Origin of the sequence: Paraburkholderia sp. 32 (assembly GCF_050435345.1) — a bacterium.
GTDB classification, from domain to species: Bacteria; Pseudomonadota; Gammaproteobacteria; order Burkholderiales; family Burkholderiaceae; genus Paraburkholderia; species Paraburkholderia tuberum.
Genome location: NZ_JBNDKD010000002.1, coordinates 698,588 through 717,926 on the forward strand (window position 1 = coordinate 698,588; position 19,339 = coordinate 717,926).

Annotated in this window: 23 protein-coding genes; 22 read left to right on the plus strand and 1 reads right to left on the minus strand. The window is 64.5% G+C overall.

Going from position 1 to position 19,339, the window contains the following annotated elements; all coding sequences use genetic code 11:
- The first annotated feature begins 2 nt into the window (after positions 1 to 2).
- The 20 genes from fliF (at position 3) to OKW26_RS18685 (ending at position 16,162) form a co-directional block, all read left to right on the plus strand.
- Positions 3 to 1,547, plus strand: coding sequence for a flagellar basal-body MS-ring/collar protein FliF (fliF, locus tag OKW26_RS18590; protein WP_429354698.1), 1,545 nt, complete (start codon positions 3 to 5; stop codon positions 1,545 to 1,547).
- Positions 1,534 to 2,100, plus strand: coding sequence for a hypothetical protein (locus tag OKW26_RS18595; RefSeq protein ID WP_429354699.1), 567 nt, complete (start codon positions 1,534 to 1,536; stop codon positions 2,098 to 2,100). Before fliF ends, OKW26_RS18595 begins: the two co-directional genes overlap by 14 nt.
- The gene (locus tag OKW26_RS18600) at positions 2,097 to 2,810 is read left to right on the plus strand and encodes a FliH/SctL family protein (protein WP_429354700.1); all 714 of its coding nucleotides are present in this window, start codon (positions 2,097 to 2,099) and stop codon (positions 2,808 to 2,810) included. The genes OKW26_RS18595 and OKW26_RS18600 overlap by 4 nt, the downstream gene beginning before the upstream one ends.
- Positions 2,803 to 4,131 (plus strand): FliI/YscN family ATPase, encoded by a 1,329-nt coding sequence (locus tag OKW26_RS18605; protein ID WP_429354701.1) that lies wholly within the window; start codon positions 2,803 to 2,805, stop codon positions 4,129 to 4,131. The genes OKW26_RS18600 and OKW26_RS18605 overlap by 8 nt, the downstream gene beginning before the upstream one ends.
- 10 nt (positions 4,132 to 4,141) lie before the next feature.
- A complete protein-coding gene (locus OKW26_RS18610) occupies positions 4,142 to 4,594 on the plus strand; it encodes a hypothetical protein (protein WP_429354702.1) in 453 nt (150 codons plus the stop codon).
- Positions 4,591 to 5,364 (plus strand): hypothetical protein, encoded by a 774-nt coding sequence (locus OKW26_RS18615; protein ID WP_429354703.1) that lies wholly within the window; start codon positions 4,591 to 4,593, stop codon positions 5,362 to 5,364. The genes OKW26_RS18610 and OKW26_RS18615 overlap by 4 nt, the downstream gene beginning before the upstream one ends.
- Complete coding sequence (locus tag OKW26_RS18620; RefSeq protein ID WP_429354704.1) at positions 5,354 to 5,776, plus strand: flagellar hook assembly protein FlgD; 423 nt, start codon at positions 5,354 to 5,356, stop codon at positions 5,774 to 5,776. The genes OKW26_RS18615 and OKW26_RS18620 overlap by 11 nt, the downstream gene beginning before the upstream one ends.
- A 12-nt stretch (positions 5,777 to 5,788) precedes the next feature.
- A complete protein-coding gene (locus OKW26_RS18625; protein ID WP_187613027.1) occupies positions 5,789 to 6,982 on the plus strand; it encodes a flagellar hook protein FlgE in 1,194 nt (397 codons plus the stop codon).
- Positions 6,979 to 7,809 carry a FliM/FliN family flagellar motor switch protein gene (locus OKW26_RS18630; RefSeq protein ID WP_429354705.1) on the plus strand — a complete coding sequence of 277 codons (831 nt, stop codon included), beginning with the start codon at positions 6,979 to 6,981 and terminating at the stop codon, positions 7,807 to 7,809. Before OKW26_RS18625 ends, OKW26_RS18630 begins: the two co-directional genes overlap by 4 nt.
- Positions 7,806 to 8,135, plus strand: a complete 330-nt coding sequence (gene fliN / locus OKW26_RS18635) for a flagellar motor switch protein FliN (RefSeq protein WP_429354706.1) — start codon at positions 7,806 to 7,808, stop codon at positions 8,133 to 8,135. The genes OKW26_RS18630 and fliN overlap by 4 nt, the downstream gene beginning before the upstream one ends.
- Positions 8,132 to 8,503, plus strand: a complete 372-nt coding sequence (locus OKW26_RS18640) for a flagellar biosynthetic protein FliO (RefSeq protein WP_429354707.1) — start codon at positions 8,132 to 8,134, stop codon at positions 8,501 to 8,503. Before fliN ends, OKW26_RS18640 begins: the two co-directional genes overlap by 4 nt.
- A complete protein-coding gene (gene fliP / locus OKW26_RS18645; protein WP_429354708.1) occupies positions 8,500 to 9,303 on the plus strand; it encodes a flagellar type III secretion system pore protein FliP in 804 nt (267 codons plus the stop codon). Before OKW26_RS18640 ends, fliP begins: the two co-directional genes overlap by 4 nt.
- Positions 9,304 to 9,376: 73 nt before the next feature.
- Positions 9,377 to 10,081, plus strand: coding sequence for a sigma-70 family RNA polymerase sigma factor (locus OKW26_RS18650; RefSeq protein WP_429354709.1), 705 nt, complete (start codon positions 9,377 to 9,379; stop codon positions 10,079 to 10,081).
- Positions 10,082 to 10,130: 49 nt separating this feature from the next.
- Positions 10,131 to 10,667 carry a tetratricopeptide repeat protein gene (locus OKW26_RS18655; protein WP_429354710.1) on the plus strand — a complete coding sequence of 179 codons (537 nt, stop codon included), beginning with the start codon at positions 10,131 to 10,133 and terminating at the stop codon, positions 10,665 to 10,667.
- Between the two features lie 14 nt (positions 10,668 to 10,681).
- Positions 10,682 to 11,050: a hypothetical protein gene (locus tag OKW26_RS18660; protein WP_429354711.1), complete on the plus strand. Its 369-nt coding sequence runs from the start codon at positions 10,682 to 10,684 to the stop codon at positions 11,048 to 11,050.
- A 121-nt stretch (positions 11,051 to 11,171) separates the two neighbouring features.
- Positions 11,172 to 11,378: a hypothetical protein gene (locus OKW26_RS18665; RefSeq protein ID WP_090811655.1), complete on the plus strand. Its 207-nt coding sequence runs from the start codon at positions 11,172 to 11,174 to the stop codon at positions 11,376 to 11,378.
- 137 nt (positions 11,379 to 11,515) lie between these two features.
- Positions 11,516 to 13,411 (plus strand): FAD-binding monooxygenase, encoded by a 1,896-nt coding sequence (locus tag OKW26_RS18670; RefSeq protein WP_429354712.1) that lies wholly within the window; start codon positions 11,516 to 11,518, stop codon positions 13,409 to 13,411.
- 27 nt (positions 13,412 to 13,438) lie between these two features.
- On the plus strand, positions 13,439 to 13,879 hold the full coding sequence (locus OKW26_RS18675) for a MarR family winged helix-turn-helix transcriptional regulator (RefSeq protein WP_018422184.1): 441 nt from the start codon (positions 13,439 to 13,441) through the stop codon (positions 13,877 to 13,879).
- Positions 13,880 to 14,275: 396 nt separating this feature from the next.
- A complete protein-coding gene (locus OKW26_RS18680; RefSeq protein WP_429354713.1) occupies positions 14,276 to 15,103 on the plus strand; it encodes a MetQ/NlpA family ABC transporter substrate-binding protein in 828 nt (275 codons plus the stop codon).
- A gap of 93 nt (positions 15,104 to 15,196) precedes the next feature.
- Positions 15,197 to 16,162, plus strand: coding sequence for a sulfonate ABC transporter substrate-binding protein (locus tag OKW26_RS18685; RefSeq protein ID WP_429354714.1), 966 nt, complete (start codon positions 15,197 to 15,199; stop codon positions 16,160 to 16,162).
- A gap of 33 nt (positions 16,163 to 16,195) precedes the next feature.
- Here the strand turns inward: OKW26_RS18685 and OKW26_RS18690 are convergent, their stop codons facing one another.
- Positions 16,196 to 17,596: an MFS transporter gene (locus OKW26_RS18690; RefSeq protein ID WP_429354715.1), complete on the minus strand. Its 1,401-nt coding sequence runs from the start codon at positions 17,594 to 17,596 to the stop codon at positions 16,196 to 16,198.
- A 287-nt stretch (positions 17,597 to 17,883) separates the two neighbouring features.
- On the opposite strand from OKW26_RS18690, the gene OKW26_RS18695 reads away from it, so the two are divergent.
- The gene (locus OKW26_RS18695; protein WP_429354716.1) at positions 17,884 to 18,432 is read left to right on the plus strand and encodes a DUF488 family protein; all 549 of its coding nucleotides are present in this window, start codon (positions 17,884 to 17,886) and stop codon (positions 18,430 to 18,432) included.
- Positions 18,433 to 18,477: 45 nt separating this feature from the next.
- A complete protein-coding gene (locus OKW26_RS18700; protein WP_184059010.1) occupies positions 18,478 to 19,092 on the plus strand; it encodes a uracil-DNA glycosylase family protein in 615 nt (204 codons plus the stop codon).
- The last annotated feature ends 247 nt before the right edge of the window (positions 19,093 to 19,339 follow it).

Consider the following 19,339-nt stretch of genomic DNA (forward strand, 5'->3'; position numbering starts at 1 on the left):
GCATGTCCCGCTTCAAGTCGTTTTTTGCCGATGCGCCGCGCGAGCGGCAATTCTTGATGGTCGGCGCGCTATCACTGCTGCTGTGCGGCGCGATGGCAGCCGCGTTCTTCCTGTCACGGCCCGGCTATCAGGTCCTGTTCCGCGATCTGAAGCCGCAGGACGCGTCCGCGCTCGTGGCCGAACTCGACAAACAGAAGGTACCCTACCGGATCGACGACGAGACCTCCGCGATTCTGGTGCCCGCCGGCGATACGCGCGCACTGCGTCTGAAGCTGATGAGCAGCGATCTGCGCCTGCACGGCGCGGTCGGCTTCGAGCTGTTCAATAACTCAGATCTCGGCCTCACCGAGTTCGCGCAGAAGGTCAACTATCAGCGCGCGTTGCAAGGCGAACTCGCGCGCACGATCATGACGCTCGACGAGATCGACCTCGCGCGCGTGCATCTGACGCTGCCCGAGTCGTCGCTGTTCCGGCGCGATGCGGCGCGGCCCAAGGCCTCGGTCGCGCTGTTCATGCGCGACGGCCAGGCGCTCGCTCCCGAAACGGTGCGCGGCATCCAGCGGCTCGTGGCCGCCGCGGTGCCCGAGCTGTCCGCCAACGACGTCACTGTGCTCGATCAACGCGGCGGCGTCGCGGGCACGAAAGCCGGCGAAAACGCGCTGACCGACGACCCGCATTTCACGTTGAAGCAGGCGATCGAGCAACGCTACGAACGTAAGATCCTTACGCAGATTGCGCCGCTGGTCGGCGACGGTCATGTGAGCGTCAGCGTCGACGCGGCGCTTGACTTCGCGCAGACGCGCACGACGCGCGAGTCGGGTGTCACCCGGCCCATCGTCAACGCCGACGGCGCGGCCAGCGCCACGCCGCCGCTGCCGTCAACGAAAAACGCAAATGCGTTGCCGCCCGCTGGCACGCCACCGCTGCCCGCAATGCCCTCCGTGGAGGGGACAAAGACCGATCGCAGTCTCGAGCAGATCGTGTCGGAACCCGGTTCGATCCGCCGGCTATCAGTCGGCATCGTGCTCGACCATGCCTTGCCGCAAGACGATATGACACGCATAAACGCGATGCTGGGCGCGTCGATCGGTTTCGACGCGGCGCGCGGTGATGTGCTGTCTATCTATGTGCGTCACTCCGCCGACGTAGCGACGAGTGCGGTTGCGCAAACGACGCCCGCGAACGCCGGCGTTGCGGCACCAGTCGAGCCCGATGCGAGCGCGGATCTGGAGGCCGGCGCCACGATTCGCGACGCATCCGAACCCGTCGCATTGGCCGTCGCAAAGTCCGCTGCACGCGACGCCGACGCACGGCGCTTGGAGGCTGTGGTCCAACACCTCGCGCAATGGATGGCCAGTCATCCGACCGCCGGCGTTTGCTCTGCCCTGTTGCTCGTCGGCATCATTGGTGCGTTGCTCGCGATGCGCCGGCGTCGTGCTTCCCGCCGCTCGCCGTCACGTGCTTTGAGTCTGCATCAGCGCGAAGCCTACGTGCTGCGCTTGCGTGCGCTGCTCGCCGAAGAAGGAGAGCAGCATGAACACGCCTGAGCGCGACGCATCGCGCGAACGCCGTCTGAGGCGCGCGGTTGCCGATCTGAGCGGGCTTGCGATCGACGATATCGAGGCGATCTGGAGCGCGCTCTCGCACGACGAGCGCGCGCGCTTGCGACCGCTGCTCGCTGACGCGGCGCGCGTCGCACCCGGAAATCTGGTGGCGGCGATAACGGCCCCGGCGACAGATGACCGCGTTGCGATTGCCAGCGACGGCCATTCGCCTGAAGACGCGCGACTCGCCGCATCACGGCTTGCGCGTTTCGCCGAGACCTTGCCGCATGAACTGCTTTGCCGGTTGATGTCTTGCGTGAACGCACCGACCCGCGAGGCCGTGATCGCTGCGTTGCCGCCCGAGCGCCGCGCAATGCTCGCGCCACATGGTCGTGCATATGACATCACGGAGCGCGCGCGTAAGGCGTTGCAGGCCGCGGCGCTCACAGCCAGCGCGCAACTCGGCGATATTTCTGATGATGACGGCAAGCCGCCGCAGGTCGAACCATTGCGGCTCCACCAGAAGCTTCGCCGCTGGATGGGGCGGTCCGCATGAGTCTGCTGCTCAAAGCCGCGCAGGTCACGCTGGGCAGCGGACGCAAGACGCTCGGTCGAACCACGCTGGTTGCCGTAGCCGCCGAGCCGTCCGAACACGTGCCGGGGCAAGTTCAGCACACTTTCCAAACCGACGCACAGATCGACGAACTCAGACGCGAACTGGCGGAACTCGCGCAAACGCATGCCGAGCAAATCCGCGACTTCGAGGAACGGGAACGCGCCGCCTATCAGCGAGGCATCGAAGAAGGCATCGAAAAGGGGGTAGCGCGCGTCAAGCTCGATCACGTGCAGCGGATCGAAGCACTCGCCACCGGTATCGACGCGGCGCTCGCTGCGTTGCGCGACCGCCTGCAAGCAGTCGAAAGCCTCGCGCTCGATGTCGCACAAGCCGCGCTGCGGAAAACCCTCGGCGACACCACTGCGTGTGCGGCGCTCGTCGTGCAAACCGCGCGCCATCATCTCGCGCAGATCGCGGCGGGGTCGGCGATCGGCGTGCGCGTGTCCGCGAAGGACTTTCCTGACGCCGATGCGCTGCGCGACGCATTCGCCACGCTCACGCGCGATACCGCACTGACGGTCGACGCCGATCCGCAATTGGCTGCCGGCGCGTGCCTGATCGATCTGACACTCGGCCGCCTCGACGTGAGCCTGCCGCGGCAGCTCTCGCATTTCAATCGCACGCTCGACGAACTTCGCGCCGATGACTGACCGTCCCTCGCTACACCGCTATCTTGCCGCAATGCGTCAGGTCGATCCGGCGACCCGGGTCGGCGCGATCACGCGCGTAATGCCGACGTTCGTCGAAGCGGACGGACCCGGCGTGCCGCTCGGCTCGCGCTGCTCACTCGGCGCGCCGGGTCCGCAGCAATGCGAGGCGGAAGTCGTCAAGGTCGAGGTGGGCCGCGTCACGCTGGCGCCGTACACGTCGACGGCAGGGATCTGCGTCGGCGACCCGGTGTGCGCGATGCGAGTGGGAGCAACGATCCCCGTTGGGCCACGCTGGCTCGGACGCGTCGTCGATCCCCTGGGCCGGCCGCTCGACGGCGGTGCACCGCTTCCCGCGAACGACGCCTCATGGCCGCTCGCCGGCGTCTGCACGCCGCCGCTCGATCGCCTGTCGCCGGTCGAGCCGCTGGAGACCGGCATTCGCGCGCTCGACGGCCTGCTAACGCTTGGCGTCGGCCAGCGCGTGGGCATTTTTGCGGGCAGCGGCGTCGGCAAAACGACCCTGCTCGCGAGCCTCGCGCGCCACGTCGAAGCCGACGTCTGCGTGCTGTGCCTCGTCGGCGAGCGGGGCCGCGAAGCGGAGGAGTTCTGGCAGCGTGCGCTGTCCGACAGCGCGCGCGCCCGCTCCACGATGGTGGTCGCAACCTCCGACCAGCCTGCCGTGATGCGCGCCCGCAGCGTGCAGGTGGCGCTGTCGCTCGCCGAGTATTTTCGTGCGCAGGGCGCGCACGTGCTGCTGCTTCTCGATTCGGTCACGCGCTATGCGCTCGCGCTGCGCGAGATCGGCCTCGCCGCCGGCGAGCCGCCGACCGTTCGCGCGTACACACCGGGCGTGTTCGCCGCGCTGCCGAAAATCGTCGAGCGGTGCGGCGCAATCAGGAACAGTGGCGCGATCACCGCGCTGATGACCGTGCTCACCGAGACCGACGACATCGACGATCCGATGGCCGAGACGATGCGCGCGCTGCTGGACGGCCATATCGTGTTGACGCGCGAACTCGCCGAACAGGGTCATTACCCGGCGATTCAGGTGCCGAGAAGCATTAGCCGCGTGATGCAGTACGTCGCTGAGCCCAACGAACGGCGGCTCGCCGCCGAAGCCGTCGCGCAGCTTGCAGCGTACGAAGCGTCGCGCGCGCTCGTCGAATCGGGGCTTTACGCGCCAGGCAGCAACCCGGCGCTCGATCGCGCGCTGCAACAGCGCGCCGCGCTAATCGATTTTCTGCGTCAGGCCCCTGATGCGACGACGCCGCGCGCGACGACCATCAACGCGCTCGCTGCTTTGCTTCGGGAAGTTGCATGACGAGTCATTCATGAAAAAACGCCGCCAGTTTGAAACGGCACGAGAGATCGCCGACTTGCGTCGACTGCAACTGGAACGCGCGCGCCTGGATACCGTGCGAGTCATTCAACTCCATCAGCGCAGCCACGCACGCGAACAATCGCTTTGTGCGAGCCTCGACGCCCATGTCGCGCAATGGCGCGACGCGTTGCAGGCGCCGGACGGCTTGTCGCCTGCGCTCGCGGCCAATTGGGCAGGCGCGCTCGCCTCGGCTCGCGCCGCCCATCTGCACGCGCAACAGGACACACGCGATGCCGCAAGCCGTGTCGAACGACAGCGCGCAGTGCTGGCGCGCCACGAACAGCAAACCGAGCACGCTTGCGGCGTGGCCGCCAGGGTCGAGCGGCAATTCGAACTTCAGCGCGACGAGCAGCGTGCGAGCCGGATCGAGGACATGTATCTGTCGCGGGAGGAGCGCCAATGAAGCTCACCGTATTTCCAACGTGGCGCAATGCGCCGATGTCCACAGCAAGTTCGCCCAAGCCCGATGCCAGGCACGCGGCGTTCGATCAGGTATTGCGGGTGATGGAGAAAGTCATGTGGTCGGGCGCGAAGGCCGGCGCGTTGAACGAAGATCCTACGCCCGCACGACAGCGACGCACGCCAGCGGAACGTTACGACAACGCGCCGGCATTCGACGCCCGCTCCTATGCTCGCGATACGTCCGTTGACCATGCGAGCGAGCCGCGCGGCTGTGCATCGGCGAGATCCGCTCGCATCGGTGTCGAATCGCATGCGCGCGACACCGAGCCTGCGCTCCCTGACCACGATGGCGCTCACGCCGGGCACGTCACCGGGTCGCCGGTCACGGTCGCCAGTTCGTCATTCTCAGCATCGGGCAGCACGGTTCACGACGCACTGTCGCGCGAACAGGCCGTACCGTACAGGGCCGCTCGTATCACTTCGTCCGCCGCATCGATCGCCTCACGAGCCGCTAAGGCCGCTAATACCGAGAGCGGCGCCAGCGCCGGGAGCGCGCCAGCGCCCTATCGTCTGACCGTGATGACCGGCGAAGCCGGCGTGTCGATCGCATTACGCATCAACCATGCGATCACGAACGCGGACGAACCCGACGCCCGCGCCCAGCGCGCCCTCGACGAGCTGCGCCGCGCCGTACCGCGCGCCGTGCGAGTCGTCGTCAACGGCGTCGAACACTTTCCGACTACATCGCAAGGCATCGCTCATGGCCACTAATCCGATCAGCTCGAGCAGCGACGTCGGCAACCGCATCGATTCGATCGGTCTCGACATGCAATCGCTGCTGCAGATCATCCTGACGCAGCTCACCTATCAGGACCCGCTAAAGCCGGTCGACAACTTCGAGTTCGTGTCGCAGCTCGCGCAGTTCACCTCGCTCGAACAGACACGCCAGATCACGGACAAGATCGACGACCTGCTGTCGGTTCAGTCAGCCACGCAGACGCTCGGCCTGCTCGGCCGCAACGTCGACGTGCAGACCGACACGGCGCTGCTGAGCGGCATCGTGAAGAGCGTGTCGTTCAAGGATTCTCAGCCGCAATTGACGATCGAAACCGAGAGCGGCGAATTTCTGACGAACGCCAATATTTCGCAGATCGTCGCAGTGCGCCAGACGAGTGGTTCTTAAAGGAGAGTTTCCATGCTGGAAAGCATTTACATCGGCATGAGCGGGTTGACAGCGTACGCGAAGGGCCTGCAAACCATCAGCAATAACGTCGCGAACCTGAACACCGCGGGCTTCAAGACCTCGACGCCGGGGTTCGCCGATCTGTATTACGGCCAGCAGTTCGCGCGGGGCGAACCAGGCGCGATGAACACGATGCAATTCGGCAGCGGCGTCGAGTACGGTTACTCGTCGTTGAATTTCGCGCAGGGTGATCTGCGCGTGAGTAACGGCCAGCTCGATCTTGCAATTCAGGGAAAGGGCTTTCTGACGCTGCTCGACGGTGACACCGCACGTTACGCCCGCACCGGTCAGTTCGCGGTCGGCAACGACGGCTTTATCGAGGACAAGGCGACGGGATTGAAACTCGCGGCCTTGAGCGCATCGGGCAGCCTCGGTCCGATTTCGCTCGCCGGCAAACAGATCAGCCCACCGCAGGCGACGACGGTGATCAGGTTTTCCGACAATCTGTCGACGGGTTCGACCAGCTTCTCGATTCCGGACGTTGACGTCTTTGACGCGAACGGCGGCAAGCACACGCTGACAATCGCGTTCGCGCCCGATTCGAGCATCGTTCCCGGGCGCTGGCAGGTGACCGTCTCCGACGAAAACAACATACCGGTCCAGCAGGGCACGCTGCAGTTCAACGGTGGTATTCCCGAGCCCGGACGCGACCGGATCGACTTCACGCTGACTTCCGCCGACGCGCCGCCGCTCACCGTCACACTCGATTTCTCGACCGGCGTCACCGGCTTCTCCGCCGGCAGCTTCTCGAGCCTGCGTGTGTCGGACAAGGACGGCTATGGGACCGGTACGTTGTCGTCGATGAACGTCGACGTCGATGGGCGACTGGTGCTGCAATACTCGAACGGACAAACCGATGAGCTCGGCACGATCGCGCTCGCGAGCTTTGCGAATCCGCAGCAACTGGTGCAACAGGGGAATGGTCTATTCGATGCGTCGCACGCGTCGCCGCCGCAATATCGCACCAGCAATGGCGCGGGCGTTGGGCAACTGCTCGCGGGCGCGACCGAGGCGTCGAACGTCGATCTATCGACGGAGTTTGGTCAACTGATCCTGATTCAGCGCGGCTTCCAGGCGTCGTCGCAGGTTATCAGTACCGCCAACGAAATGATCATGCAGCTGTTCCAGATGCGAGGTCAGGGATGAGCGTCGTGCCAATCCGCTGGCGGCCGCTCGGCGCGCGCGATCTCGCAGCCGGCGCGGCGTGGTTTGCGCGCGCAATCGATCCGTGGCGGCAGGCGTGGCTGGCCGCGCCCGAGCTCACTGTCGAAGCCGTGGACTTGCTCGATCCGTTCGACAGCGCGCCGCCTTCGGGCCAATGCGAGTCGTGGTCAATCGGCGACAACGTCTGGCTATTCACCGAGCCTCGGCAGATCGTCATGCTGGTCAACGAGACGCTCGATCTGCCGAAGACGTTCGCCCTGACCGACGACGCTCGCGCGCCCCTGCTCGCGGACGTCGGCAAGCAGCTTGTCGACGAACTGCTCGATGCGATCGGTGCGGCGTTATCTCCTGGGCAACAGTCCGCTGCCCGCGTCCGTACGACAGGAAACACCGATACACCGCGTCTTCGTTTTGGCGGCGCCTGCTTCCGAATACGGAACACGAGCGGCGAGACCGTCTTGACGCTCGTCTGCGGCGCGCCGGCGCTGTGGTCGTGTTTGCCCGTCAGCAAGCCGACGGTTCATGGAGCGAACTCACCGGCCACCACGCGTCGCAGCACGGCCGTCGAATCGAGCCGCGTATCGCTCTGGGCGATGCTCGGGCAGTGCGAACTGAGCGTGCCGCAACTGGCCACGCTCGCCGTTGGCGACGTCATCCGACTCGACCAGACGATTTCCGAGCCGATCCCGTTGCTGTTGGCGCAGTCCGATTGCGGACGACTCACCCCCATCGCCGCCGGCACGCCTGGACAACACGGCGGCAAATTATCCATTCAACTGACTTCGATAGCCGGGCCCGATACCCCATGACTCTGAGTGCCCCACCCAACCGACCGCTCGTCATGCGTGTCGATCTTCCCGAACAAGAACCGGTCTTCGACGACCGCAACACGACACGCCCGCAGCTGGCGCTGCTCGAAGAAGTGAAGGTCACCGTCGATATCCGCCTCGGCTCAGCCGAGATGTCGATCAAGGAACTGCTGGCGCTGCAATCCGGCGCTGTGGTCGAACTCGATCGTCATCTCGGCGATGCCGTCGAGGTGTTGCTCAACGACAAGAGCGTTGCGCGCGCCGAGATCGTCGCGCTTGGCGAGCAGTTCGGCATTCGAATCACTGAAATCTCGACGCACCCATGACCGTTTCAACCCCGGCCTCATGGCTGCAAGGCGCAAGCGACGCGACCGCAGGCCAACATGCGTTATCGGCAACCGGCCTCGCACTCGCGGGGGTCGACGTCATGCGCGTCGGCATCACACTCGTGTGTTGCATCGCGCTTGGTATCGTTGCGATTCTGCTTTTGCGGCGAAGCCATCGGGTCGGCGCGTGCGGTTCGTCGTCGAGCCTCACGCGGCGGATCACCGCAGCCGCATCGCTGCGTCTGGGCCCGCGCACGACGCTTCATCTGATCGAATACGATAGCCGCGTCGTCCTGCTCGCCTCGGATGCAACCGGTGTCAAGCTGCTGGACGCGCGCGATCGACCTGACGGAGCGCGCGAAGCATGATGCAACGAAGTCGGTTTCACGCGTGGCGCTGGCTGATCGCGCTGCTGCCAGGAGTCTTCTGCCTGTATGCCGGATTCGTCGACGCTGCGCCCATCGCGCCAATCGCGCACAGCGGTGACGCAGGCATGCTGTCGCTCTCCGGTTCCGCATCCGGAGTCATCGCGGACAGTAAGGGCGTATCTGAAGCGGTACGCATTGCGACGCTGCTCACGCTACTCAGTGTCGCCCCTGCACTGATCGTGTCGATGACGGCATTCATCCGCATCGCGATCGTGCTGGCGATGATCCGGCACGCGTTTGGCATGCCGGAAACGCCGCCGACACCCGTGCTGATCAGCCTCGCGCTGTTCCTGACGGCATTCGCCATGCTGCCGACGCTGCAGGTGATCAATCACGACGCGCTGCAGCCATTCATGCACGGCCAGATCGACCTCGCTCACGCTCTCGACAGCAGTACCGCGCCGATTCGCGATTTCATGCTGCGCCAGGTGCGCGAGGATGAGCTAAGGCTGATGTACGAGATGTCGCAACAGGCACTGCCGCAGACGCCGGCCGACGTCAGCCTGGTGCAGTTGACGCCCGCGTTCATCCTCAACGAATTACGCGTTGCGTTTCAGATCGGCTTCGTGATCCTGCTGCCGTTCCTGCTGATCGACCTCGTCGTGTCGAGCGTGCTGCTGTCGCTCGGTATGCTGATGGTGCCGCCCGCAACGATCTCATTGCCGCTCAAAGTGCTGATGTTCGTGCTGGTGGACGGCTGGAGCCTCGTGTTGCGCGGCGTGCTGGGTAGCTTCAAATGAACTTGCCGGCGGAGTATGCGAATGCCGACGAGACCCACGGTGGCGCCGCGGCGTCCGCAGTGGAGGAGAGCCTATGGTCAGCGCTACGCGACGAAAGCGGTCCGCAAGCGCGCGCGAAGCCGTATTCGCGCACTTTCTGCCCTACGCACAGGCGCTCGCGGCGCAACTATACGCAGGCCGGCACCGCGACGACGTCGAGTTCAAGGACTTTCTGCAACTTGCCTGCGTCGGTCTGCTCGAAGCAATCGACCGCTTCGAATCCGGGCGCGGCGTGTCGTTTCGCACCTTCTGCACCCCACGCCTCAGAGGCAACGTTTTGACCGGCGTACAGCGCCTGAGCGATGCGCAGGAACAAATCGCGCTGCGCAAACGGATACGGCGCGAGCGTGTTGCATCACTAGAAGCGCCCGCTCGCGCGAGCAAGCAGTCCGATACGTTCCAGGCTCTCGCGACGCTCGCCGCGGGCCTCGCGATCGGCTTCATGCTCGACGATACCGGCATCGTCGAGGAATCCGCCGCACAGGCCGCGCCGTATGCAACCGCTTATCAAATCATCGCCTGGAGGCAGACAACGGAGCAACTGCATTCGGCCGTCGCACGATTATCCACGCGCGAGCAGAAGATTATCCGCTACCATTATTTTCATGGACTGGGATTCGAGCAAATCGCCGACATTTTCGGCGTAACCAAGGGCCGCATCTCACAGTTGCATCGCGGTGCGCTGCTCGATCTGCGCAACCTTCTTGGCAATACCCAGCATCTGCATATCACTGGCTAGAACTATGACTCATGAACACGATTCTCCTACGCACTGCAACGATGGCGTCATGTCGTCCGTCCTCTCCGCGATGCAGGGCACCGATGAACATGCGCTCGATGTGCTGAACGAGACGCTCGCTGGCTGGCCGCTCGATGCACGCCTGTGGTTCCTGCGCGGCTCGGTGTACGCCAACCAGGGTCGACACGGCGAGGCGCGTACTGATTTCGTTCAGGCGTTGACGCTCGTGCCGGATCTTCACGTCGCCCGCTTCATGCTGGGGCTTCTCGAACTGCAAAACGGGCTCGTCGCGCAGGCGTCGCGAAGCTGGTTGCCACTCGATCGCCTGGCTGAGTACGACGCACTGCGCGTGCTCAAAGATGGGCTGCTGAGGTTTGCCGACGATCAGTTCGATGACGCGCTCGACAAGCTCAATCTCGGCATGGAGCTCAATCGGCAGTATCCGTTGATCAACGCCTATGTCGGCGCGCTGATCGCGACATTGACTGCCGAGGCCGAGCCTGCGGATCAGGCGAAAGAAGGCTCCGCGGCGCAACACGACCATCTGCTGCTGTCGGGCTATCAGAACAATCAGACCCGTCACTGATTCGCGGCCGCGCCATGGACCCCATTTCGACGCTCAATCAGACAATGCAGGTGCTACGGCAACAACTCGCCGAAAAGGAGCAGCGGGGCGAACGGACGGCCTCCGGCCGCAAGGGGGCATCTTCCATGCAGCCTGGCGGACCGCCGCCGACTGCCGAAGGTCTGCCTGATGCGATTCGAACGCGGATCGACACGTTACGCGCGGCAGGTGTCGACGACGAGCGGCAGTTCTTTCGTGCCGTGGTCGACCTGCTGTTGCTGCGCGAGTTCGGCGAAGAAATGGCCAACGATCCCTCTTTCCAGCAGATGAGCGAATGGGTCAGCGAGTGCCTGTCCGAACAGCTCGACACGCGTCATGTGCTGCGCGAGGTCATCCGTGATTAACGACGTGCATCGCTGACGCTGAGTTTCTGGGTGCCATTGCCGAGGACGACACTGTCGACATGGTGGCAGAAGACGGCTGGACTGAATCTTGCGTCTCCTCAATCATTGGAGGAAAACGATCATGACCAGACTACTCTTTGCAATCATCGTGGCAGTCGGCCTGGCGGGCTGCGTCGTCGCCCCGCCGCCGCCCAGCTCTGGCTACGGTTATGAGCCAGCGCCCGCCTATGGCTATGCCCCCGGGTATTACGTCGCGCCCTCCGTGAGCCTCGGCATCGGCATTGGCGGCTACTGGGGTGACCATGGGGGCCATTGGCACGGTCATTGAAACAGCCGTTCCCGAAAGTCCACGAGCGCTCTACCGAACCAGGGTAAACATCCATCCTCCCACGAAGTACTTCAAAATGGTTGGTGTACGGAGTATATTCGCGTTCAGCAAATATCTACTGAACGGAGGAGGACGTCATGCAATTTCATCTCAACGGTTTCCGGGTCGGCGATCCGACGATCGAGCCAGTCATCGGCAATGCGCATGCGGCGCAGATGCCCGAGACGGTCGACGTGCTGATCGTCGGCAGCGGCCCTGCCGGACTCGTACTGGCGGCGCAGCTGTCGCAATTCCCGTCGATCGGCACGCGCGTCGTCGAGCGTCGCGACGGACCGTTGCAGATGGGTCAGGCCGATGGCGTGGCGTGCCGTACCGTCGAGATGTTCAATGCGTTCGGCCTCAGTGACCGCCTGCTGCAAGAAGCCTATTGGGTCAATGAAACAGTATTCTGGCGACCCGATGCAAATGACCGCGGCGCGATCAGTCGTACCGGCCGAGTTCAGGATACCGAAACAGGCCTTTCGGAATTTCCGCACGTCATCGTCAATCAGGCCCGCATCCAGGAATATCTGCTCGACGTGATGCGCCGCTCCGCGCGACGGATCGAACCGGACTACGGCCTCGAAGTGGTCGACGTTCAGCGCGACGATACGCACGAATACCCGGTGCTGGTCACGCTGCGCCATACCGATCCCGCGCGGCTCGACGAGACGATGTCCGTGCGTGCACGCTATGTCGTCGGTTGCGACGGCGCTCGCAGCCGCGTACGCACCGCCATCGGACAAACGCTGCGCGGTGACGCGGCCAACCATGCGTGGGGCGTGATGGATGCGCTGGCGGTCAGCGACTTTCCGGACATCCGGCTGAAAGCGGCGATTCAGTCCGCGAGCAGGGGCAACCTGCTGATCATTCCGCGTGAAGGCGGATATCTGGTCCGCTTCTACGTCGACCTCGGCGATGTCACCCCGGAGAACCGCGACAGCATCAAGCAGATCACGGTCGATCGCATCATCGAGACGGCGCAGCGCATCCTCCGTCCCTATACGCTCGACGTAAAAGAAGTGGCGTGGTTCTCGGTCTATGAGGTCGGGCAGCGCCTCACCGACCGCTTCGACGATGCCATCGCCGCCGACGGCACTTCGCGCGAGCCTCGCGTGTTCATCGCGGGCGACGCCTGCCACACGCATAGCGCCAAAGCGGGTCAGGGCATGAACGTGTCGATGCAGGACGGCTTCAATCTCGGCTGGAAGCTCGGCGCGGTGCTGGAGGGCCGCAGCGACGCCGCTCTGTTGCGCACGTATTCGGACGAGCGCCAACCTATTGCGCAGGAGCTGATCGATTTCGACAAGGAATGGTCGGCGATGATGGCCGCGCCGCCGAAGGATCCCAACCGGCCCGAGGCAGGCGGCGTCGATCCCGCGGAGCTTCAGGCGTACTTCGTTCGCGCTGGCCGCTACACGGCTGGCGTCGCAACGCGTTACCGGCCGGCCACCCTGACCGGTGAAGCGACGCATCAAGCGCTCGCCAAAGGCTTTGCGATCGGTACGCGCTTTCACTCGTCGCCTGTCGTTCGCCTCGCTGATGCAAAACCGTTCCATCTAGGGCATGCCGCGCAAGCGGACGGCCGCTGGCGCCTGTACGCTTTCGCGGACGCGTCGCATCGTGCGCTGGATGCGCTGTGCGAGCATCTCGACAAGTCGCCCGATTCCGTTTTGAGGCTCTTCACGCCGAAGGACGCCGACGTGGACAGCGTTCTCGATCTGCGCGCGGTGCTGCAACAGCCGCATCGCGAAGTCCGCCTCGAAGACGTCCCCGCCCTCCTGCTGCCGCGCAAGGGTCGCCACGGCCTCATCGACTACGAAAAGGCATTTACGAGCGACGCGACGGCTGATATCTTCGACGAGCGCGGCATCGATCGCGAACAAGGTGCACTCGTCGTGGTACGTCCCGATCAATACGTGGCCCATGTTCTCCCATTGAATGCGTATGCGGAGTTGAACGCCTTCTTTCGGCCCATCTTTCGCGTGCGTTAAACCACAACGAAACCCAAACCTCCGAAATTGCCGATCAAACCCGAAGACGCCGGCGCGCTCCCCAAATTTACTGGCAGCCTGGTGCGCCGTGCCCAACAGCGCCATGCAGCGGTCTGGCTGAGCGAGGTTTCCGCGGAGATCACGAGCGTGCAGTACGCGGCGCTCGAGGTCTTGCACGAGACGCCTGGCGTCAGTCAGCGGCAACTCGGAGACAAACTCGACGTGGATCGTTCGACGATTGCCGATCTCGTTGCACGCATGGTGCGCAATGGCCAGATCGAGCGCGCCGACGATCCTGTCGACAAGCGCAGTTATGTGCTGTTTCTCACCACTGCCGGTAAGAAGCAACTCTCGGCCTTGCGTCCGCGCGTCGAGCAGGTCGAGCGCATTCTCACTGAAAGACTGACGGCAAGCGAATTGGCGCAGTTGCGCCGGCTGCTTTCGGCACTGTTGCCGCCGCGGGCTTGATGCGCTTGCTCCTGAAGACCGCCTGCCGTCGCGGTCTGCCAGACAGCGCCTCCATTTCGGCTCCCATAGCCCCCTCCCCGCCGCCACCTGGTTAGAACCGGGTGCCTTTCCAGAACAAATGACGGACGACGCACGCGAGCCCGCACATCTGTTCCGGCACGCAACCTGAAACGAAAACCGCGCCAGCGGACATTCGCACGATCCGGCATCCGCCAACCCCGCTGCGGCTCGCTTCATGCCAGCGCGGCGATCGCGCTTGGCTTATTCCAGCAGCGCCATGCACGTCGTACCGCCGCTTACGCTCAAGCGCGATAACGATAGCGCTCGATATTATTTGTGCACTACCGAGCGCCTCTCTACGATCTCCGGACCTACACTTCGATCTCTTTTCAAAACATGGCTACGACAAAAGCGCTCAAGGCCGCACTCCTCTCGGTTCTCGTTACATGCGGCATCGTCAGCGCGCAACCGGCGCTCGCGGCGGGACAAACGGTGCGAGTCGGCATCATGTCCGGCGAGGACGAAGACGTGTGGCGTGCGGTCGCGGCCAATGCCGCCAGGCAGGGCGTCACCGTCAAGATCACGACCTTCTCCGACTATACGCAGCCGAACGAAGCGCTCGCGGAACACGACCTCGATGCGAATTCGTTCCAGCACAAGCCGTATCTCGACGCGCAGATCGCGGCGCGCCACTATCGGATCGTGCCGGTCGGCTATACCTACCTGCAGCCGATCGGTCTCTACTCGCGCAAGGTGAAATCGGTCGCGGCGCTGCCGCAGGACGCGGCGATCGGCGTGCCGAACGATCCGAGCAATGAAGGCCGCGCGCTGCTTCTGCTGCAGGCGAATGGACTGATCAAGCTGCGCCCCGACGTCGGCCTGCTGCCGACCGCGCGCGACATCGCCGAGAATCCGAAGCACGTCCAGATCAAGGAACTCGACGCCGGCATCGTCGGCCGCGCGATTGGCGACCTCGACGCTGCCGTCGTCAATACCGACTGGGCGATCAAAGCGGGCATCAAGATTCCGCAGGAACGCATCGCGCAGGAGAAAGTGCCGGGCAACCCGTACCGCAACTTCATCGCGGTCAACGCGAAAGACGCGAACGCTGTGTGGGTGAAGACGATCGTCGACAGCTACCAGCAGACCAACGTCGCCGCGGCGATCCTGACCGTTTATCACGGCGCCACGCTGCCGGCATGGGATGGCGCGCCCCAGCACTAACCTGACGCACGAACAACGCACGACTCACGCCGCGGCGCTTCGGCCGCCGCGCATCCTGCCTTCTTCATTGCCCTCCTGATCGTATCGTCCGTCATGTCCATTAACAGAACGCTCCACGACCGCCGCACCTTCCTGAAACTTTCGCTCGGCGCCGCAGCGGCCGCGGCAGCACCGCTTTCGTTCGCGCAAGGCAACGCGCGCACGCTGCGCGTCGGCAATCAGAAGGGTTACCTGAATCTGCTGAAGGGCCGCCGCACCCTCGAAAAACGGCTCGCGCCGCTGAACGTATCGGTTACATGGACCGAGTTCGCGGCGGGCCCCGTGCAACTGGAAGCACTGAACGTCGGCTCGATCGATTTCGGCGACGTCGGCGAAGCACCGCCGATCTTCGCACAGGCCGCCGGCGCACCGTTGGCCTATGTGGCGGCGACCGTCAAGCGGCCGCGGTCGGAAGCGGTGCTGGTGCCGCCGCAATCGACGATCCGCTCGGTCGCGGACCTGAAGGGCAAACGGATCGCGCTCAACAAAGGCAGCAACGTCCACTACTTTCTCGTCAAACTACTGCGTCAGCATGGCCTGCAATACGGCGACGTAAAGCTCGTGTTCCTCGCGCCCGCCGATGCACGCGCCGCGTTCGAGCGGGCGTCGATCGACGCGTGGGTCATCTGGGATCCTTTCTTCGCCGCGGCGGAGCAATCGCTCGGCGCTCGCGTGATTGCCGATGCAAGCGGCGTAGTCGGCAATCGGGGATTCTACTTCTCGTCGCAGAGTTATGCGGCGAACAATCCCGACGTAGTCCGGATCCTGATCGAAGAACTCGACAAGGTCGATCAGTGGGGCAAGCAGAACAAGGATCAGCTCGCCAGCGAACTCGCGCGGCTATGGGGTCTGCCGAAGCAGGTCGTGGACGTGGCGGTGCAGCGTCAGCAGTTCGGCACGCAGCCGATTACCCGCGCGATTCTCGGCGAGCAGCAACAGATCGCCGATACGTTCCTCGATCTCGGCCTGATTCCGAAGCACGTCGACGTGCTGAAGGCGGCGCCTTCGAATCTCGCGTAGGCGTATGGGCGGCGGAACGACGCCGCACCCGCGTCAACGCTCGGAGACCGACCGCGTTGGCGTAGCCTGCTGTTCCGGCGGGGCGTCGCTGTGCTCCGTCATACGCCGCACCGAACTCACGCCGGCCGCGATCAACGCGAGCGCCGCGGCAATGCCGGCAATCAACGTGAGGTGCCGGCCATGCACGAGTCCGAACACGATGGACACCGCCACCGCGCCGCTCGACTGGCCGAGCAGACGACCCATCGATTGCAGGCCGGACGCGCCGCCGCTGCGATGCCGCGGCGCACTGCCGATGATCACGCGGTTGTTCGGCGACTGAAAGATACCGAAGCCGAGGCCGCAGACCGCGAGCCGCCACACGATGTCGAAACGCGTCGCCGTCTCGCCGAGCTGGCAGAGCATCGCGAGTCCGCACCCGAACACGACGAGCCCGACGCTGCTGATGCGTCCCGGCGCCCACCGATCGGACAGCCGGCCCGCGACCGGTGCGATCAACGCGGTCACGAGCGGCCACGGCGTCATCAGAATGCCTGTCTGTGTTTCCGACAGCTTCAGCGTCTGCTCGAAGTAGAACGGCAGCATGATGTACGCCATCGTCTGCGCCGCGAACGAGCAGATCGACGTCGCCATCGACAATGAAAACACCGGCATGCGCAGCAGGTCGATGGGCAGCATCGGTGTCGCGAGCCGGCTTTCGCGTCGCACGAACAGCACGCCGGCCACCAGTGCGATCGCGACCATCGCGGCGCCGCGCTGCGTCGCGCCCGCCTGGTTGAATGCCGCGAGACCGGAGATCAGCAGGCCGAATGTGAGCGCGTTGAGCAGGACGCTCAGGCCGCTCAGGCGAGCCCCCGAGGTCGGCGTTGCGGGCAACGTGCGCGCGCCGATCGACAGCGCCAGCACGCCGAGCGGCACGTTGACGAGGAACAGCCACTGCCAGTGCGCGACCGACAGAATCGCCGACGCGATACTCGGCCCCGCCGCCGACGAAACGGCCACCACCAGCGACGAATAGCCGACGCCGACGCCAAGCCGTGCCTTCGGGAAGACGAAGCGCACCAGCGCGATATTCACGCTCATGATGCCGGCCGCGCCGAAGCCCTGAAACACGCGAGCGACCGCAAGCACCAGCAGCGTGTGCGCATTCGCGCAGGCGAACGACGCCAGCGTGAAAAGTGCGAGTCCGTAGCAGTAGACCCGTTTGTAGCCGAGGCTGTCCCCGAGCACCGCGAGCGGCAGCAAGGACACCGTGATCGCCAGCTGATACGCGTTGACGACCCAGATCGCGCTTGCGGGCGATACCGCGAGGTCGTTGCTGATGGTGGGCAGCGCGACGTTGACGATCGAGGTGTCGAGCACCGACATCGTCATCGCGATGGCGATCGCGATGTACGCAAACGCACGTTGGGGATTGGGCAGGCCGTCGGTCATGGTGCAAGCGGGTCGAAAGAAAATGCGCGGGCGACTGCGTGCGGCGCGGGCGCCGTCGCGGGTGCATTGTTGCAACTCCGACTCGCGGGAGCAAGGTTGCACTCGATACCGGAATGATGGCTACCCGGCTTGTCTCCCCGGGGTCTTGCGATTCGCGAGCGCGTGGATACGCGCGCTCGTCAGGCATGACACGTGCAACCCCTGAATCGGGACACAGTTGACGTTACTGCGCCGCACGTTGTAAGTCTGTAGGGATCGTCGCCGCTATCGGCGCCGGCGAAGCACGCATGGAAACGAAACGCCCTTTTTTCACGATCGGCCACTCGACGCGTCCGTTGCAGGAATTCGTCGACTTACTGAAAGGCGAGCAGATCGCCTTGCTCGTCGACGTGCGCAGCATCCCGCGCTCGCGGACCAACCCGCAGTTCAATCGCGACACGCTGCCCGCCTCGCTCGCACCGGAACATATCGACTACATGCATCTCGCCGCGCTCGGCGGACGCCGCAGCAGGCGCAAGGATGACGCGCCGTCGCCGAATGCGTACTGGACGCATCCGGCCTTTCGCAACTATGCCGACTATGCAATGAGCGACGCGTTCCGCGAGGGACTGGCGCAACTTCTGACGCTCGGTCATCGGCAGCGCTGCGCGATCATGTGCTCGGAGGCGGTCTGGTGGCGCTGCCACCGGCGTATCATTACGGACTATCTGCTGATGCACGATGAAACCGTGCTGCACATCATGGACGCACATCACACGAACGCCGCCACGATGACACCGGGCGCCGAGCCCCAGGCCGACGGCACGCTGATCTATCCGGCTCAGGCGCAGAACTGAGCCGACTCACGACACGACTGCGCACCAGTCACCTCGCACCGCTTTATGGCTGTTAGCACCAAACGTCCGTCGAAACTCGACACGCTGCTTCGCGACATCCGCGCCTGCACGCTGTGCGCACCCATGCTGCCGCACGCGCCCCGCCCCGTGCTCGCCGCGTCCACGCGGGCGCGCATTCTGATCATCGGGCAAGCGCCAGGCGCGCGCGTGCATGCGTCGGGGGTGCCGTGGAGCGACGCGAGCGGCGCGCGTCTGCGGACATGGCTCGGCGTCGACGACACGACCTTCTACGACGCTTCCAGATTCGCCATCGTGCCCATCGGCTTCTGTTTTCCGGGCCGCGGCGCGAGCGGCGACCTGCCGCCTCGGCCCGAGTGCGCCGGCCGTTGGCACCGCGAATTGCTCGCGCAAATGCGTTCGGTGAAATTGACGCTGCTGATCGGACAATACGCGCAGCGCTTTGGCCTCGGCGACGCGTTTGGCCCGACCTCGACCGAAACGCTCGTCAGGTGGGCCGAGTTTGGACCGCATGTGATGCCGCTGCCGCATCCGTCGCCGCGCAATATCGCGTGGTTCAAGCGCAATGCCTGGTTCGAGGGCGCGGTGCTGCCGACGTTGCGCGAGCACGTGGCGACGGTGTTGGCGGGCGGCGAGCTTTGAGCGCCGCGCACCCATCCGCGCGATCAGCCGCTCGTGGTAAACACGCATCCTGACCCGGCGTCCCAATCTTCGGAACGGTTACGGGTATACATGGATTAGGAGTCGCTACCGCACTGCACTAACATTTTTGCGGTACCGCACGGCTCGCATCGAGCGCTTCCGAATCGGGGTTGCACGTCCCACGCCAAACTCTCGCGCTGCCCCGCGAACTCCCGGTGCCGTCCAGCATCTGCACGCAATCGACGCA